Source organism: Pantanalinema rosaneae CENA516, assembly GCF_050753385.1.
Classification (GTDB): domain Bacteria; phylum Cyanobacteriota; class Cyanobacteriia; order Leptolyngbyales; family Leptolyngbyaceae; genus Pantanalinema; species Pantanalinema rosaneae.
The window spans coordinates 70,718-88,113 of record NZ_JBLZFZ010000011.1 but is presented as its reverse complement, the minus strand read 5'-3'; the positions used below and the strand labels follow the sequence as shown (position 1 = coordinate 88,113).

Below are 17,396 nucleotides of genomic sequence, written 5' to 3'. Positions count from 1 at the left end.
ATAAGTTACACATAGGTAGCTTCCAAGATTTATGAAGTGTACACCACTTCACGATCAGGTAGTGTACTACCCCTATTCAACAACAACAAAAAACCTTCCGCTCCTCCCCCAACAAGTTCTTGTTCGGCGAGAAATGACAAATGCTTCTACCCAGTGTGCTCCCCGGTAACTAGTAGATTCCCACCTCACACCAGGTTCATCTGATGAATAAAAGTCGCCTCGGAGCGCATTTGCATCAACCGCTTCTCTGTCCGTATTCACAATCTGCCACTTCACTTCAAAGTCATTTGGACTAAATGGGAATCCATTCCCCTGCGTAGCCTCAAAACGAATCCATCGATCCTTCTTAATCACATCACCGGACGATAATCGTCTCTGAATAAAAGGACTAAGCTTCTCTGTAAATTCAGCGGCTTTCACAATAATAGAAAGATTGTTCCGCTCGAATCGCCACGGCAATCGCTCAACATGAGGCAATTTGGGTGAAATCAATCTTTCGAGAAAAGCACTTCCTTGCAAAATTACCGCAGTCACAATATCACGATGATGGATTGCTCTTGCTAGAAATGCCTCAGAGAATGTCGCACTCTCAATCACCTCGCTCTTTGCAAAATCATCTCCAAAGACTCGCCGCCACTTACTTATGCTTTCACTTCGCTCAGGCTCATCGTAGGCATCATCGATCCACCCTCGATACCGATGAATGCATTCCCGAAAGTTCTCATACTTATCCTGATCCCAGTGACGATTAAAGGTCTCTGATGACAAAACAGGATTCCTCACCACAGGCATATCTGAGTTAGCCTGAAGATAGTCATCAAGCCTTCCTACTAAGGTCTTCAGTGATGTAGGAAGGTCAGTAAAATATTGCTCTTGAAGAAACTGATCCAAAGAATTAACACAATTACCAACTAGGGTAGTGAGAAGAATAGATTTAACCGAGAATCTTGTCTTGATATCTCGTAGGTACTTAAGCAATCGAACTGAGTGCTGAAGCATATCCTTTCCAGTCCACTTGTTTCGCTCTGATAACCAAGCTGAATATGCTTCAGGTGCCGTTGACTCAAATTCATCAGTATTCCGGTTACAGACATGAAAAGTCATGCCATAGTAACCATCGACGACACAAGGAACAACATCAAGGTGAAAGTCACCAGCATAGTTCAGGACAACGCATCGTGTACCTCGTGATACTTTATCCTTGTAGCGATCGGAGTTCCTGAAGATAGAATAGAGATTATTTACATATTCCTGGGGCGACCACTCTTGGAAGCGATCGACAAACATAACAAGATCAGCATCAAACTCTTTGTTAGAAAGTGGCTTGATGATCGTTCCATGTGCCCATGAACCTTGCGGCGAGAACCGAATAATCTCAGCACTATAACCACTACTATTCAGAAAGTCTTGAATTGCCTTAACGTGACCTTCAAGTCGATCTATTCGACCTTGATTGAGATTGACAACATCTGTTAGAAACGTATCGAAATGCTCAGATAACTTCATGGCTGTTTTTCAGCAAACTTGTAGAGTGGTTCAAATGATTCAGCAGTGGTGTCAAAAAAGATTGGCTCCAGACCAGGAAATCGTTCTCGTGCATAGGAAAAACCAAGACCCTTTAGATCTTGAATCTCAGAGACTCCATCCATAGAGTATTTTCCCGACGGAACAGTATGGTTCACTCTAAATATAGCGTTTCTTTCATGTTCGTGTCCGGTCAGTAACTTCGCAATTCCCATTGCTCCATGCGCTTGTCCATTCATGAAGAGTGAGACCAATTTAGTTGCTAATGGCCCGACTCCTGCCGCTTTCGGCAAGACATACGCTTCATCCAAACCTAAGTACGGGACAAAAGTTGTAGAGATTGCAAAAAGTCGGACCCATTAGACGCAGATGGATTGAGCACCAAATGGCGCAAATAATCGAATCCTAAGCGAAACAAACTTTTGGCACGACGACCGTGTTTTTTCATCTCAATCGGCTGCCATTGATGCAACCATACGCCTGTTTTCATGGCCCAACATAAAGCTAAGGTCAACAAGGCGAACAACTTGCTCAACCGCTCGGCATCGGTGAAGTGAGTGGATTCCAGACAGAAACCCCGCGTTTTGAAAATGCCAAACAAGGTTTCAATCGACCAACGTTTGGCGTAATCTTGAACCAAATTCTGGGTGTGGACGGGCGCAATGACCACGAGTAACTCCCCATCCTCAAGTCGCAGGGCTTCCACAGCAACCGGATAACCCCAGACCCGGCAAGTGCCAGTGAGTCTTTGAGATTGACCGACTTGCAGATGGGCAAAGACGACCCGCGCCGCCAGGACCTTGCCATCGTGCTCAATCTGGTCGGTGTCCCGAATCCGTAAGCGAAAGGCTAAAGCCGGTTCGAGCAGGAGATAGCGCACCCAGGCTTGGCCAACGAACTCGCGATCCGCACACAAGCAGTTCACCCGAGCGGTGGGAAATCGTTTGGCAAAGGTTTCCATAAACCGCATCCGCTCGTCGCTGTTGGAGTTCCCTTTTTTATCCAACAGCCACCACAGAATCGGGAAGGCAACCCCTTCATGCACAATGCCTAAGGTCAAAATGTTGTGCCAATGACTCCCGAATTTCCAGGTCGTGCGATCCAGGCTCAACACCCACCCTGGTGGAATTTGCATCCAACTCACCAACAGGGTCGCCAGTTCGGTGTAATCCAGGTCAAACTCTCGAAAAAAGCGCTGCAACCGCTTGTAGCTCGATTCGGGCAAAGCCTTGCCGCCAAAGCCTAAACATAGTTCGCTTAAATTTACCGTTTTGACTTTCAGCAAGGCTAACAAAAACAAAGCCAGAAATGAAATCCTGGCTCCATGCCAGTTCAATTGGGCTTGGAGGACTCGCCTTAATTCGCTATATTGGCTCATAGGGTTTCTGATGAGTGTCGTAATTCTGATGAAACCCTACCCTGCTCAATCTTTCAAGCTTTTTGTCCTGTACTTAGATCCAAACAGCCTAAACTCAACACGTATATTTGATCAGCAGGCCACTTAAGAATTCCTATTGCTTCAGTCACAGCAACCGCAATTGGATTATTTGCCCAAATACCACCATCAATCAGTCCTACACTATCCTCAGTCATGTGCTGTTGGAAGTAGGTTGGAGCAGCAGATGTTGCCAATGCAGCATCAACAAGTCGAGATTTATAGTCAGTTCTAAATCGTGGGTGATGAGGCGTTTTGTAGATATAAACAGACCGCGTTGTAGGGTTCCAGGCTGGAATTACTAATCGATGCTTAGCATCGGCTTTGTTGCATGATTAGAAAAACGACCAGACCTGCCTTAAGGTCGTCCTGGTATTAAGCTGCAACTTTGTAGCTATCAGGTTTAGCGATCTGGATCATCCGGTTGAGCGCAGCACATTTGATGAACAGTTCCACCGCTTGATTGTCAAATTGACGCGCGCTGAGATTGCCACCAAAAATTGTCTTAAAGCGAAACATGGTGGTTTCGGCAATGGAGCGGCGATGATAGCCAGAATCCTGCTTCCAGCGTTTGCGTCCATGTTTGCGGATGTGACGCAGATTTTCATCTCTCGCATGGGGCTTGCCTTTGCGATTACCATGCTGCCAGATTTTGGCATCTTTGCGCGGTGGAATCACGGCTTTGGCTCCTTTGGCATCAATTTCGTCATAGCAATGGCGATGGTCATAAGCACCATCGGTTGAAACCTGTTCAATTTCCCCTTCAATCTGTTCCAGGAGGTCTTCTAGCACTTCTCCATCCGCCACATTATTGGTTGTCACGACCATTGCCACAATCTCGCCCGTAGCTTCATCAACCCCTAGATGCAGTTTGCGCCAAGTCCGACGCTTGCTCACCCCATGCTGACGGGTTTTCCATTCCCCTTCACCATAGACTTTTACCCCAGTCGAATCGACCACCACATGACGAGCACCCGGTTTCGGCACAATCGGTAAGTCAATGCTCAGGTTCCCAATTCGCCGTGATAGTGTACTGTGGTCAGGCACAGGCAAGTCAATTTCCATCAACTCAAAAATTGATTCGAGAAATCCTTGACACTGTCGTCCAGCCAGGCGATAGACCGCTTTGACAGTCGCCATCGTTTGAATCGCAAGGTCACTATAGAGGACAGACGCACCTGGTTTGCCGCTCAAATCTTCGACCACCCACTGCTCCAGAACCGATTCCTCAATCCAGAAGGTGAGGCTTCCCCGTTGCTTCAGTCCAGCGTTATACTCAGACCAGTTGCGGATGCGGTATTGAGGTTTCATGGCTTGTTTTGGTTGTGGTGATTAAAACTTACCATGCCTCGCCCTCCGCAACTCCTCTTCATGCAACAACGCCCTTAGCATCGCCAATTCTTCCATCACCTAAAAGACCAACCAGCGTGGAGCGCAACCGTTCAGAACTATACTTACGACGGTAAAGCCATCGAATTGATCTGATCTTATTTACCAGAAAGATCTGAAGCAGATTCCCATGTTGTCCAAAGATCTCTGGGCCACGTTCTTCATACATTCGCAAAATTTCAGACGCGCTTAACCCTGCCCCCAAACCAAGAGCAATGATTCCTCCAGTAGACGTGCCACTGATCAGATCGAAATATTCCCCTATGGGTCTGTCCAATTGCTGTTCGATACCAGCAAGGAATGCAGCAGGGAACGTGCCTAAGATGCCTCCACCGTCGATCGATAAAATCCTGCGTTTATTAGGCAAGTTCATCTCCTCATCCCTTGAGATCATTGTGGTGTGCCCCTTCAAAAGAGCATTTTCTTAGAAAAGAATATTTTGCTGTCTATTATAGTTCACATGTATTGAGTGAGGGGGACTGTTTTTGGTGTGTCTGAGAACCGCCGAGCATCCCAAACGAATTTAATTCTGATAGCTTTTACTCTTGAGGATTCTCTCGCCACAAATCCGTCGTCTGCCGCAAACTGCAATACTGCCCACCCCCCAAAATCAAATGATCCAGCACTGGGATCCCCACTACTAATCCTGCCTGAAGCAGTTGCTTCGTCAAGGCTATATCTTCGGGGCTAGGTTCGACTGAGCCACTTGGATGGTTGTGCGCCACAATGATTCGGGTGGCTCCACGATGAATTGCCGCTCGAAACACCTCCCTTGGATGGGCAAGTGTCTCTGTTGCAGTCCCAATTGTCACCACTTGGGTACCCAGCAATCGGTGCTTAACGTCCAGCAGAACAAGCGCAAAGCACTCCTGGCTCCGCCACATCAGGTCTTGTGACAGTGCCTCGACAGCCACCCCCGGATCATCAATCACGACTCGTTTCTCTGGCTTAGGCAAAAATACCCGCTTCCCCAGCTCGATCGCTGCCACCAGGGTTGCTGCCTTCGCTGGCCCAATCCCCAGCACCGTAGTAAGTTCCTCCACGGTAATTCCCCGCAACCGTCTCAAAGGATCAATGCCACCAGCTCCTAGAATTTGGAGAAGGTGTTGTCCCAGAGCTAACGCCGAAAATTTTCCAATCCGTTGTCCTGTGCCAACCACAATCGAGAGTAATTCAGCCGTAGATAATGCCGAGGGGCCAGCATCGACGAGGCGATCGCGAGGGTGTTCCCCTGGCGGTAGATCATTCAGTGACACCCCAAATGAATGTTGAGCTAGGGGCGATTCGTAGCAATGACCTGACCAATTTTGCTCAGAGGGCGAAACCTCTAGCTGTATGTCCAAGGAGAGCTGCTCAAACTCGTCCTCTTCTCTATGGCTGTTCAGTGACGACATCCTCCTCCTGAGTCACGTTATTTGTTTAGGAGTTTGGATAAGGATTTTCTTCTGTCAATATTTTTCTGGCTTCTCGATATCGAACCTGTCATTCCTCGTAGCCTGCGAAGCAGGGATAGGGGAATGACAGGTACATTATGAAAATTCTTAACATTCACCCGTAACAAGGCACCCGGCATGGAATTGTTCCGAGCGGCATAACTCCCTGGTGCTTTCAGAACTGCTAGGGAAATCGCGCTCATTTGCTCACAGGTTTTACACAGGTGGCATTCAGCCCCTATGCAAAACCCATGACCAACTTCGCAAGTTATCCACCCCTTCGCTGTGGTTCCGGGTCGTCCTTTTGCCCTTCACCCCAGCTCAAGCGTGGGTAACTTTATTCCAACTGACGCGGTAGCTACCGCTATCCGCTCATGCCCTAATCCAGAGCGTTATCCTCATCTGCCACCTGAAACCCCTGAGAAGACAATCTGCTGATCATCCAGCTTCGTGCCTCATCCTCGTCCATATCCGCTAGCTCCATCAGGAACTTTTGCAAGATGACAGACAAGTCATGCCGCAGGTCATCAATTTCTGCACTAATGTTTCTCAACTCACTGTGCAACTCAATCACCTCATCCCGTAATGGCTGTTGGCTGAGAGCATCCAGGAAAAGTTCACGGATATACTCATGGAGACTCAATCGTTGATCTAAGGCTTGTCGATTGAGTTTTGCCGCTAACTGACCATCGATCCGAAAACTAACCGTTTTTGTAGAAAGCTGCTTTTTCATGAAACCTAAGCCAGCACTGCTGACCCCATTCACAGCAAGAAGTGTACGCACTCTCAAAGTGCAATCGCTGACAATCTGTATGCAGCCCCAAACCCAGGCACACCAAGGCTTCCGTCTGCTGACACACGACGGGGGTATTTCAGGTGTCCGAACCGTCCGTTAGGACATTCCACCATTTATTCCCCCCTTCTGAAAATTCGTTTCCCTGGCTAATTCCAGAGGATTCCGTTATCTATCCCTGTGTTTGTTGCTGAGCATTTTGGCTTGAATAGTTCCCCATAAATATCTCTTTCAGACTCAGGTTGGCACTCACCCCTCGTTCACTCGCCCCATGTCTATCTGCTTGAGAGAGGTTGGCATTCTGGAAGTCAGTATCGTAGAGATTGTTCTGCCAGAGCTTTGCTTGGGCTAACGAAGCCCCTGATAGGTCAGCTCTGGTTAGATTTGCCCAGGCTAGATCAGCACGATTCAGATTACTGCGATCGAGGAGCGCATCACTGAAATTGACCCCGATGAGTTTTGTTTGCTCCAGGTTGGTATCCGTAAAACAGGCTTGGGCACAATTCGCCTGCTCCATCCGGGCAAAGCTCAAGTTGCTGCCCGTGAGAACAGCCTTGCTGAGGTTAGCACCCTGAAATCTGACATAAGCGAGGTTGGCATGATCAATCAACGCTCCACTTAGGTTGGCACCGTTTAGGTTCGCACGGGTTAAGTTGCTTCCCGTCAGCAGTGCATGGGTGAGGTTGGTCGCCTGAAGTTTGGCTTTCCAGAACACCACCTGGCTCAGATTTAGCTCTGTTAGATCAACACCACGCAAGTCTACCTGACTCAGATTCGCACCCTGCCAAACTGCACGATGCAGGTTAATCGCAAGCCTCAGATCAGCACCTTGAAGGTTCAGCGAAGCCAGCTCAATCCCTTGTAGGTCAACGCCAATCAGACGGGTACGCCTAAAATCCCGCTGGTCTTGGCTTAGTGGTGCAGAGAAGTCCTGAAAGGCTTGCTGTAGCGAGAGTCTTAAATGAGACGGGGATAGCTGAGACGGGGCGTTTCATGAGACGCTTAAGTTCCCCAACTCAGAGCAAATCTCATGGAAACACCCCTCTTGTATCGTCAACTGCAAGACCAATTGCGTCAATGGGTCACGCCCAAAGACCAACGGCACCTCCAAGGGTTCGCTGAAATTGTCGCGGCTATCTTGCAATCCGGCAGTGCCTGTTTGGGAAAATGGATTCCCTATCTCAGTCATCGGGGATGCCAAGCCCGTGCTCACCTAGAACGGTTAAGCTACTTCCTCCACAATCAACAGATCAGTGCTGAGCAGTTTTATGAACCAATACTGCGCCATGTTCTGGCTGCGTTTGCTGGAGAACCTGTATTGCTAACCCTTGATACCAGTATGTTATGGGATCAATTCTGTCTGATTGAAATCTGCTTTGTCTGGGGCGGGCGTTCCTTCACATTGGCTCAAGTTGTCATTGAACATGGCAGTGCTACGGTAGGCTTTGACCAGTATCAGAGTGTGCTTCAGGGTGCCAAACGGGTCTTGCCTCACGGCTCTCAGGTCACCTTATTGGCCGATCGTGGCTTTGAACATGGCAACTTGATTCATTGGTTGGGGCAACAGAATTGGTCATGGGCGATTCGGGTGAAGTCAGACTTGAAGATAACGCTCTCGAACGGTTGCACTCAATCCGTTGAACAGCTATTGCCACCTGAAGCACAGGCGTACCTGTTTGAGAATGTGAAAGTTCTCGATGGCATTGCCTGTCATCTTGCCACGGCTAAGGTGCCCGATACCAAAGACACCTGGGCAGTGTTGTCTGACCAGTCACCTTCCCTGCAAACGTTTGCCCTCTATGGCAAGCGATTTGGTGGAATTGAACCGCACTTCAAGGACTACAAGTCAGCCGCTTTTAACGTGTTGCAATCGGGCTTACGGACGGCTCAAGCCCTGACCTGCTTATTCATGCTGCTGGATTGTGCCTCTCTGATTGCTTTGATGTTGGGCATGATGCTGGTGCAAGCTGGGGAGCGCTCACGCCTGGACTGGCATGGAGAGCGGGGTTTGAGTTTTCTGCAACTTGGTCTACGGGAGCTATCTCGGCTTTGCTACGAGCGATTGTCTCTGCCCAAACTCGTAGCATTACCCAACACAAACCCACGTTCTGGCTGCGCGTCTCTCCGTAAACGAGATGTCTTAGATTGTCGAATTGAATTCTCCAAAGTGGTCAAATTCTCATGATGAGACTGCCCTGAGTTTTCTGCACCACTAAGCTGGTCTTGGTAATAGTCCTGTTCAAATTCCTGGTGAATAAGGGCGCGTTTATGGAACGGATTCATCTCGGTTACGTTCTTCATACCAATTACCTGTTCATTAGAAACTGGAATTTCAAAGCATCTCGATTAGTTCTTGCGTTACAGATTGAAGTTGGCTGAGGTAGCGGTAGACTCGTTGATGCTGCTGGAGAAACACCATCGGTTGTTCAGCCCGTAAGCCCTGAGGAGAGAGGAAATGGGTATCGGTCAATTTCTTGAATAGATACTCCCGCAGGTAATTCAGTCTGCTGAGAACTGATGCTCCTTGAGAGCCTGCTGGATAAATCGGTTGGAGAAGCATCTCCAGGGCTGTAGTTTCTTGAGCGATTACCTGGATAGCTTGTTCAATTTCTGATGAGGAGTTCCAGGTTGATTGGGCTTGCAGTGTTTGAACCGCAGTGACGATGGTCTGGTGACTTGCTGTTACCTGCTGCTTCAGTCCCTCAGGATAGTTCTGCTTACGAGGAACCGATTCCATTGATACATTCTTCTCAGACAGCTCAATCAGCCGTAGCAGCGGTGGATAGGAGCATTGCCCCGTTTGGCGAATTGCTTCGAGGCAGAGAGCCAAAAACCGTTGTTGAGACGTGCGTTCCTGTGCTGAAGTGATGAAATGATTGCTGTTCATTGTGGTGAATAAGGAGACATCAAAATACTTGGGAGACTTTCGTGTGCGATCGCACCCTGAGTACCAAGGGCTTCAATAAGGAACTTTGCCATTGGGTAAGGTTGCAACATCCTGGTATTCCCGCTGCTGAAGCCCCTTGCCTGCTCGATAAAAAAGCTCTTCCCGCAATTGGTAAACTGCCGGATCCCAACTCCGCAACACATCCTTCCGTCTAGCAAAGGTAGCGACCTTGGCGATCGCTACACCGCTAGTTACGAGACTGATCACGAAGTAGAACAGGGGGAAGCCCAAATCAGCGAGGTCTCCGGTATTGAGCTTTTGAGTAAAACCCTGAAGTGACAATCGGCTTGCCTCAAGTCCAGAACGAATCTGACCATACTCATCAAAATAGGTGTGGTAAATGTCTGAGTGAACTGCTTTCAAATAGAGCAAAGCAGTTCCATGCCGATGAATCTCAGCCTGTTTCGCTTCCTGCTCCGTTTGGAGTTTGATGGCATACGCCTGAACCTCCTGTTCTAGCTGAGCTGCTTTCCGGCAAAGAGGTAGGTTAGTGGTTGGCACCTGGCTCCAGTCGCGATCGCGTTCACTCCAGGTTCCATAGGCTCGCTGATACAACAGGTCTCGATTGGGGTGATCCGGTGCTAAAGCGTGAAGCTCATCAAGCACTCCTTGGCAGTCTGCCTGAGCAGCTTTCAGCCACTCTTGGCGTTGAGCAAGATTTTGCTCTTGGAGGGTAGTGTCGAGAACCTTCTCCTGAATCAGTTCCCGCCCACGTTGCTCAGCCAGCCCTGATGAGTTGAGCAAGAGTTCTGTCCCTGGCCCCGCAGTCAGCGTGAGCACAACGTTCAGCAGAATAGTCCCCGCTAAAGCAGCGATCGCACCTTTGGGATGGCGGTTACGACAAGCAGCTTCTCCGAGAGCATTTCCCGTTTTGTTGAGTAGGATTCCCAGCACAACTGCGAGGACTGTACCGCTGCCGCCCATTCCCGCAAAAGCGTAATAAAGATAGGGATAGGTAGTCAAAATGTTGATGAGATTGGCAGTGCTGAGGATCGTTGCTGTTGTTTTTGCCTCAGTAACCAACTCAGGGGTGACGTAACTGCGACCATACAGCGTTTCTGCATCTGCCCACGCAATATCTGTCAGTGGTTTGAGCAGTTTCTTCCAGAGTGGTGGTTGCGGAAGTTTCAGTTCTCCTCTAGAAGCAGCAATTTCCCATAAGGGAGCTAAAACTGGTTCTCCCTTCAAATAGTCAATGATCTGCTCAGGGTGCTGCTCCTGGTTTTCGAGGATGCTGTGCTTTGAGTCATTTGAAGATAACGGCATAATTCTCTATTCCTTGAGATGTGAAGATGACAAATGAGGCGAAGTTAAATCTCAAAAAAGCGGTGAGATTTCTTACAGCGGTTACCGATTGGATAAGTCACACGGTTTGGCAGATTGAGAAGCTACTGTTTAGTGTTTCTCCGTGGCTTACTGACCTGAAAATCGCTATCGCTGTGGATTCCTAAGGCTTCACGCTCTTCATCCGTCCAGGGATTCAGTGAGGTTGTAGGGTCATCGTCACTGATGCGATCGTAGGCAGTTACATAGTCCACCCGTTTGACTCTCATCCTTTCAATTTCATCCCACCCATATGTGTGAAAGTGAATTCCTTCCCCAGGTCCAACAAAGTAACCATGCAATCCATTCTCTGGGCCAGGAGATGGAATGTTCATATCCATAAATTGTTGAGCTGTGACAGTGCGTCGATTGCCTATCCGCTCTTGTGTTCCTGAGGTGAAGGTGCTGCCTTGAGGTCCAGATGAGACTGAAGTGCTGTAGCTGGTATCGACATATTCGTAGTCAGAGAAGTACTCGCTTAAGAACTTAGCGGATTCAGAATCGACTCCCATAATTGCTTTCCATCGGCAAAGACCGAGGATTTCGCATGTCTTCTCTCGACCTAAAATCCTTAGTAATGCAGGGACATTCTGAGTAGACAAGAACGTACAGATTGATTTGGAACGACCTAACGCCAAAATGTCTTCCAGTTGAGGCAATTCACCCATTGCTGCTAATTCATCAATAAACATCCAGACACGACGATCCGAGTCATCAGGTAGCCCCTTAAGACCACTTGTTACGAAGCGGAACATGAGTTGGTTAATTCGCTTGAGGGTCTCTGGGAATTCAAAGTCACTGCCCATGATGAGGACATATTCCCCCTTAAGCCAGTCACGAATTGAAATCATGTCTTGAGCATGTTCCCAACGAGCAGCAACAATAGCGAGGGGCAGTAGATTTGACTGAATTGTTGTGATCACCTCGTTTTTCTGTCCCTTCTTCTCCTTAAAAAACTCCATGTATGCCTGATGGCGTGGGTGATGCTTCTCCAACAATTTCTGCATGAGCACTTTGTCACTACAAAACAGAATCAGATGACGCAACGTCCAGTTCGTTCCAAATATTTTAATGAGAACAACAATTACTGCTGTGATCAGCAATCGAGGAGCATCGATAAAATACTGATTGTCATTATTGCTCTCAGTCTCTGGAATCAGCACCGCCGCAAACTCCGCAGCACTTGCTTCACCTCGAATATCCTTACCAATTGCCCATCCGGTGCAACGACGATCGAGCGGGTTAAGGATTTTATAGGGGATACCTAGTGCTTCTAGAAACGGAACCAAACCTGCTGTCTGATCGGGCTTTGCATCGTAAAGCAACCCACGATGATTTGGGATAATGCCAATACCTGACAAGGCAATCGTCATCAGCACCTCTAGCCAAGTACTCTTCCCCATTCCAGGTGCGCCTAAAACGAAGTAGCCTAAGGATTCCTGAATCTTTTTGACCCACAGCTTTCCCCACGGCAGAGGATGATTTGCTACTTCAGTTAAACGGTTGCTGATATCGCCAGAGTATCGAAGCTTTTTCCCTCGTATCACTCGATCCCAAAGAACCCATTGCGATTCCACCAATGCCGCTGTTACTAATCCTGCTATAAATGCATATTCTCATCACTTCGGCAGGGTCAACTCAGTGACTTCGGCACTGGATTCTCACCCAACTTCGGCAGGGTTAATTTCGTCTGCTTCGGCCGGTCAATTTGTTGTAGATCAGATCGCATGTGAGATCACCTTTGCTCCAAACGATAACATGATCCCTCTCTGGCTGAATTAGGCGATGGCATATTCAGCCGTATCGGGTTGAACCGAACTGGTTAACTTTCGCATCGACTCTCCTTTGAGAGACAGTCTCAGCGCATCGTGAACAATGCGGTCGAGCATAGCATCAGCCAGGGTGGGGTCTTGGATTTGTTGATGCCACTGAGAAACGGGGAGTTGGGTCGCAAACAAACAAGCCGCTTTGCGATAGCGTTCGTCCAACAGATCGAGTAGATCGCGTGCCTGTTCCTGGGAGAGAGGATCGCGCAACCAGTCATCGAGGATGAGCAGGTTGAAGGTGGCTAATTGTCGTTTCCACTTAGGCAATGATCCATCTGCTTTGGCAAGTTTTAATTCCAACAAGAGGTCTGCGGTTCTGAAGTAGCGCACACTGTGTCCCTGCTGACAGAAGGCGTCTGCCAACACCGAAGCCAGGAAGGTTTTGCCCACACCTGTGGGTCCGACAAGGATCAATTGAAGGTGTTGGTGTAACCATTGTCCCTGTGCCAACTCCAGAAACTTCACCTTGCTCAAGCCACGAGCGACGTTAAAGTCAATGTCATTCAAACTGGCAGTGGTCGTCAGTTGAGCTTGCTTGATGCGGCGTTGCAACCGTTGCTGGGCACGTCGCCAGTGCTCACGTTCCACCAACAGTGCTAGTCGTTCATCGAAACTGAGATCGTGATAAGTGCTGCTGGTCTGTTGCTCACTCCAGGCTTCGAGCATCCCGACCAGGCGCAAGGCTTTGAGTTGTTCAATCGTAGACGGATTCATCATGAGAATTGATCCAATGAGAAATAGTTAGGAATAGTACTGAGCACCCCGGACGTTTGCATGTTCAACAACCGGAACGACTGGATTGTCATCCGCCAAGGGTTCTTTGTCCAACTGGGTTTGCAGCATGGAGCGGATGCGACGCAAACTGACAATGCCAAACACATTCGCCCGATGACAAGCCGCTTCCAGCCGCGCCGTGCCATACTGCGTTGCTAGAGACTGCAAACCTCGCACGGTACGAAACGCCTGCTCTTCATGGTCTTTGCGTTCAAACATTGCCTCCACCTGGCTTGTCGTGTGGCGTCCGACCTGTTGCGCCCAGGCTAAAAAGCGTTCTTTCGACTGGCGTTTGTAGGCCCAATGTTCAGGCGGCATATGGTCGGGTAGCGTCGTGTGGCGATGGGGCAGGCGGCAGCGTTCGTGGGCAGCAATCCGCTTGCCATCGTGAAAGATTTCGACCATTTGCTCAGACACCTTGACTCGCACTTCGTGCTGCACAAACCAATAGGGGACGGAGTAATAGTGCTTTTCGACCTCAATGTGATAGTCCAGGTTGACCTTCGCTGTCTTCCAGTGGGCAAACGTGAAGGGTTGAACCGGTAAAGGAGAGAGGGCAGGTTGGTCTACTTGCTCAAACAATACCCGTCGCGACACCCCATAACCGGGCATCGTCCGCTCATTTAACGCCTTCAGCCTCTGGGCAATAGCAGCATTAAGGTCGCTCAGTGTGCTGAATTGCTCGTGCCGCAACGGTGCCAGCACTTGTCGTTCTACCTCCTGCACTGCCTTTTCGACCTTGGCTTTGTCACGCGGTTTGTACGGTCGAGCCGGAATAATGGCGACCCCATAGTGCTCGGCGAACTCCTGGTAACTCGGATTAATGCCCGGTTCATACCGACAAGGGTCGGTGACCCCGGACTTGAGGTTATCCGGCACAATGCACTGCGGCACACCACCGAAAAACGCTAGTGCCCGCTGGTGCGACCCAATCCAGTGCGGTAATTCCTGCGTAGGTGTAGCTTCGGCGTAGGTGTAGTTGCTCGCTCCCAAACAGGCGACAAAGATTTGGGCTGCCATCACTTGTCCGGTTTCCTTGTCCTGCATGGGCACCGTCAGCCCGCAGTAGTCCACAAATAGCTTGTCACCTCCCTTGTACACCTGCCGCATCGACAACTGGTGCCGCACCCGCCACTGGTTGTACCAGCGGCAAAAAGTGGCGTAGCTACAGTTCCATTGTCCTTTGTCCAGTCCCTCCTGCCACAGCAGAGCTAGCGTCACGCCTTTATGCTGTAATTGGGCATCTACCGCACTAAAGTCAATCGGTTCCGCCCGCTGTTCGGGGTTCTGTCTTCCTTTGCCCAGCGCCGCTTGCGCCTCACTGTCACTCAACTGGGTCAACTCGGTATAACTCAGGTTCTTGGCAGTGGCGCGACGAATGTAATCTTGCACGGTTGAGCGTGCCACCGCACAGCTTTGGGCGATCTGGCACTGGCTATAGCCCAGATCGTGAAGTCGCAAGATCTCTCGAAATTTTGCCACAGGCAGTAATCCTCCTTGTTGCTTCCGTTTCATATCCCCGCTACCTCCGCTTGTCGTTGACAGCGAGTGTAAAGGGGGTGCCGAAGTTTGTGAGAATTACCTGCCGAAGTTCGTTGGGAATGGGGTGCCGAGGTTTGTGAGAATCACCCGCCGAAGTTCAGTGAGAATCACCTGCCGAACTTTGTGCGATTTTGCAATAAAGACAGCAAACACCAAAGCGAGTTTAAGACTGATACTGGGAAGGAGAATAAGACTAAGGCTTAGAGTCCCAAACCCAGCACCAATCACCGCAAAGACTGACAGTCCCCAGAAATTCAACGGGATTAGCCCTTCTTGCCAATTCTTGAGAGTAACCAATACAGAAATGGCCTTGAAGATGACGTAGGAACTCCCTGCTGAACACAATAAACCAACGAAATGACCAACAACATTGCCAGGATTAAAGAATGAGAGTTGAAACAGATTCAGAAAGAGGTCAGTCACTCCTGCACCGAGTGCATAAATGCATGGAGCGGTGATGATGATAAAGAGGCTGGCTACTACCCCCCTACCCCATGCAGGAAATTTTTGTACAGACTGAAGCATCCTTGTACGAAGATCTACGGTTTGTTTGTTACGCATATTCGCTGTCCTTTTTCAGATGAAGAGGAATGTGTCACTGAAACTGTTTCCAATAATGGATCTGAGCTACTTTTGTGTTTGGATAGAACCAACCCAGAAGAGCCAAAATAATGAAAAAGACAATGGCTGTTGTTCGCTGAAGTAACGGAGGTGTCGTCGTAAAGTGAACTAGCCCCCAATATTCACCAATGCTGACCAGGAAAGGTAATAACAGCCTGATAATCGACTGAATCAGCCAACGACACCCACAAGCCATGATTTGGAGAGACTGAAATCTCAACAAAGACCACTCATTGAAGAAGCCATCGAGATACATCCCAAACCAAAATGTGAGGTAGAGAAGCGTTATCACCTTGAAGAAAATGCTTTGCACCAACTCAGGACTAATCCAACCGAATGCGAGGTTATCTCTGTAGGGCAGAACGCTGATTATTGCGAGAATAAATGGATATAAGCGTGCCCAGAGTACGATTAGCCCTACAGTTGAGGCTAATCGCCGAAGAAATGTAATCATAGGCTTATGAGCGAATGAAGGGATGGAATTCAGAATCACGGGATAGGAAGAACTCGTTGTGTCAGGAATTTATTGAACCAACGAGTTACTTCCTCTTGTTAATGGGCGGCAGCAACGATCATGATGGTTGCTATCAAGAGTGCTCCAGCAATACCACCGATCGCAGAAGTGACAAGGCACCAGAGCAAAGCTGTTTTGAGAGAAAGAGAGATTGCACTCTTATGGCGGTTCTGATGCCGCTCGATTTCAGATAATTTCTGATTCAAAATAGTGCTTAGCCGTTCAGCAGTGACATAGAAGCTGTGATTCAACTCCTCGTGTCGATGGAGACTCATTTCGACCTCTTCATGAAGGGCTAGTAAGACGGCTTTAATACCTTCCCTCAAACCAGCCAATTCTTCTGGAATTGGCTCAACTGACATCTGGCAATTGGTGAGAGCCGCGAGTGCCAAAAACATCGGATCACTCTTATCAATGCCATGATGGTGAAGAATTCGGAGAATTTTCTCTCTTGCTTCTGGACTAGCCCCTGCAAGCACATCGTTGAACAAGTCATGATCGCCAGCCCCAGGTCGTTTAGGGCTTTTCATTACTCAATATTCCTGTGCTTTCGATTTGGGCAAAACTTTTCTGAAGGAACTTGTACACCCGTTGCCGTGATACCAAATCAAACTTGGGATGTTGCAGTGCCTGTGTAAAGGTAAGTTGATGCTCTTCAATCAGATTCCTCTCAGCATAGGGAAACTTCGGCAAATCGATAACTGGAATGTCATACTCCGTTATCGCAGCTTGTACCTCATCATCTTCATCCACATGAGTCCAACTGTCACAAAGCCCATAGTTCCTAACCAGGCTGTGCTTCATGTAGGGACCTAGCTCTTTGAGTGATTTGATGAAGAGCTTTACAGAGTCGTATCCACCATTCGTGACGTACCAATGATAAAAAGTGATGTTGTGTTCCTGCGCTAATTCATAAAGATCATCTTCCAAAAACCATTCCTTCATAGGTTGATGAACCTGAGCAGGGAGATTACAAATCACTAAGGATGAATCAATAGCTGCCTTGAATAAGGCATCAGCTTTGGTACGTCTTCTAGGGTCTTCACTGAAGTAAGCAAACAGAACATCAACGGTATTGCGATAAATTCGTGCCGTATCTGGGTTAACGCGATCGCACTCAGCTAAAATAAACTGAAGTTTCTCTGCCAAGCAGAATTCCACAAGGACGCGAGCAAAGAACGATTTACCTACTCCTCCTTTGTCCCCTCCAACAGAGCAAATTTTTCGCTGCGGGTTGATGGAAACTGTACGTGCTAGTCGCTTATCCATTGAAAC

General features: G+C 48.6%; 19 protein-coding genes and 1 pseudogene. 1 reads left to right on the top strand and 19 read right to left on the bottom strand.

What is annotated here, in order from left to right; genetic code table 11:
* Window positions 1-72: 72 nt before the first annotated feature.
* The 10 genes and pseudogenes from ACN4EK_RS08670 to ACN4EK_RS08625 all read right to left on the bottom strand — a co-directional run.
* Window positions 73-1,506: an SMODS domain-containing nucleotidyltransferase gene (locus ACN4EK_RS08670; RefSeq protein WP_431657431.1), complete on the bottom strand. Its 1,434-nt coding sequence runs from the start codon at window positions 1,504-1,506 to the stop codon at window positions 73-75.
* Window positions 1,503-1,835: a hypothetical protein gene (locus ACN4EK_RS08665; protein ID WP_431657430.1), complete on the bottom strand. Its 333-nt coding sequence runs from the start codon at window positions 1,833-1,835 to the stop codon at window positions 1,503-1,505. Before ACN4EK_RS08665 ends, ACN4EK_RS08670 begins: the two co-directional genes overlap by 4 nt.
* A gap of 2 nt (window positions 1,836-1,837) precedes the next feature.
* Window positions 1,838-2,902: an IS4 family transposase gene (locus ACN4EK_RS08660; RefSeq protein ID WP_431656348.1), complete on the bottom strand. Its 1,065-nt coding sequence runs from the start codon at window positions 2,900-2,902 to the stop codon at window positions 1,838-1,840.
* 53 nt (window positions 2,903-2,955) lie between these two features.
* Window positions 2,956-3,258, bottom strand: coding sequence for a patatin-like phospholipase family protein (locus ACN4EK_RS08655; protein WP_431657485.1), 303 nt, complete (start codon window positions 3,256-3,258; stop codon window positions 2,956-2,958).
* 76 nt (window positions 3,259-3,334) lie between these two features.
* Window positions 3,335-4,270: an IS5 family transposase gene (locus ACN4EK_RS08650; RefSeq protein WP_431655783.1), complete on the bottom strand. Its 936-nt coding sequence runs from the start codon at window positions 4,268-4,270 to the stop codon at window positions 3,335-3,337.
* A gap of 58 nt (window positions 4,271-4,328) precedes the next feature.
* On the bottom strand, window positions 4,329-4,715 hold the full coding sequence (locus ACN4EK_RS08645) for a patatin-like phospholipase family protein (protein ID WP_431657429.1): 387 nt from the start codon (window positions 4,713-4,715) through the stop codon (window positions 4,329-4,331).
* 172 nt (window positions 4,716-4,887) lie between these two features.
* The gene (radC, locus tag ACN4EK_RS08640) at window positions 4,888-5,742 is read right to left on the bottom strand and encodes a RadC family protein (protein WP_431657428.1); all 855 of its coding nucleotides are present in this window, start codon (window positions 5,740-5,742) and stop codon (window positions 4,888-4,890) included.
* Window positions 5,743-6,160: 418 nt separating this feature from the next.
* Entirely contained in the window at window positions 6,161-6,514 is a 354-nt protein-coding gene (locus ACN4EK_RS08635; protein WP_143780473.1) for a hypothetical protein, read from the bottom strand.
* A gap of 232 nt (window positions 6,515-6,746) precedes the next feature.
* Complete coding sequence (locus tag ACN4EK_RS08630) at window positions 6,747-7,289, bottom strand: pentapeptide repeat-containing protein (protein ID WP_431657484.1); 543 nt, start codon at window positions 7,287-7,289, stop codon at window positions 6,747-6,749.
* 3 nt (window positions 7,290-7,292) lie between these two features.
* A pseudogene (locus ACN4EK_RS08625) lies at window positions 7,293-7,460 on the bottom strand (pentapeptide repeat-containing protein); the annotation flags it as partial.
* 144 nt (window positions 7,461-7,604) lie between these two features.
* On the opposite strand from ACN4EK_RS08625, the gene ACN4EK_RS08620 reads away from it, so the two are divergent.
* A complete protein-coding gene (locus ACN4EK_RS08620) occupies window positions 7,605-8,759 on the top strand; it encodes a transposase (protein WP_431657427.1) in 1,155 nt (384 codons plus the stop codon).
* Window positions 8,760-8,906: 147 nt separating this feature from the next.
* On the opposite strand, the gene ACN4EK_RS08615 is transcribed toward ACN4EK_RS08620, so the two are convergent.
* From ACN4EK_RS08615 to ACN4EK_RS08575, 9 genes are all read right to left on the bottom strand, one after another.
* On the bottom strand, window positions 8,907-9,461 hold the full coding sequence (locus ACN4EK_RS08615) for a hypothetical protein (RefSeq protein ID WP_431657426.1): 555 nt from the start codon (window positions 9,459-9,461) through the stop codon (window positions 8,907-8,909).
* A gap of 72 nt (window positions 9,462-9,533) precedes the next feature.
* Complete coding sequence (locus ACN4EK_RS08610; protein ID WP_431657425.1) at window positions 9,534-10,787, bottom strand: hypothetical protein; 1,254 nt, start codon at window positions 10,785-10,787, stop codon at window positions 9,534-9,536.
* Between the two features lie 122 nt (window positions 10,788-10,909).
* Window positions 10,910-12,421, bottom strand: coding sequence for a type IV secretory system conjugative DNA transfer family protein (locus tag ACN4EK_RS08605; protein WP_431657483.1), 1,512 nt, complete (start codon window positions 12,419-12,421; stop codon window positions 10,910-10,912).
* A 201-nt stretch (window positions 12,422-12,622) separates the two neighbouring features.
* Complete coding sequence (gene istB, locus ACN4EK_RS08600) at window positions 12,623-13,387, bottom strand: IS21-like element helper ATPase IstB (protein ID WP_431656493.1); 765 nt, start codon at window positions 13,385-13,387, stop codon at window positions 12,623-12,625.
* A gap of 24 nt (window positions 13,388-13,411) precedes the next feature.
* A complete protein-coding gene (istA, locus tag ACN4EK_RS08595; RefSeq protein WP_431656492.1) occupies window positions 13,412-14,959 on the bottom strand; it encodes an IS21 family transposase in 1,548 nt (515 codons plus the stop codon).
* A gap of 63 nt (window positions 14,960-15,022) precedes the next feature.
* On the bottom strand, window positions 15,023-15,547 hold the full coding sequence (locus ACN4EK_RS08590) for a hypothetical protein (protein WP_431657424.1): 525 nt from the start codon (window positions 15,545-15,547) through the stop codon (window positions 15,023-15,025).
* A 34-nt stretch (window positions 15,548-15,581) separates the two neighbouring features.
* The gene (locus tag ACN4EK_RS08585; protein ID WP_075600987.1) at window positions 15,582-16,061 is read right to left on the bottom strand and encodes a hypothetical protein; all 480 of its coding nucleotides are present in this window, start codon (window positions 16,059-16,061) and stop codon (window positions 15,582-15,584) included.
* A gap of 98 nt (window positions 16,062-16,159) precedes the next feature.
* Window positions 16,160-16,651 (bottom strand): DUF6753 family protein, encoded by a 492-nt coding sequence (locus ACN4EK_RS08580; RefSeq protein ID WP_075600986.1) that lies wholly within the window; start codon window positions 16,649-16,651, stop codon window positions 16,160-16,162.
* Window positions 16,638-17,390: a hypothetical protein gene (locus ACN4EK_RS08575; protein WP_431657423.1), complete on the bottom strand. Its 753-nt coding sequence runs from the start codon at window positions 17,388-17,390 to the stop codon at window positions 16,638-16,640. The genes ACN4EK_RS08580 and ACN4EK_RS08575 overlap by 14 nt, the downstream gene beginning before the upstream one ends.
* Window positions 17,391-17,396: the final 6 nt, after the last annotated feature.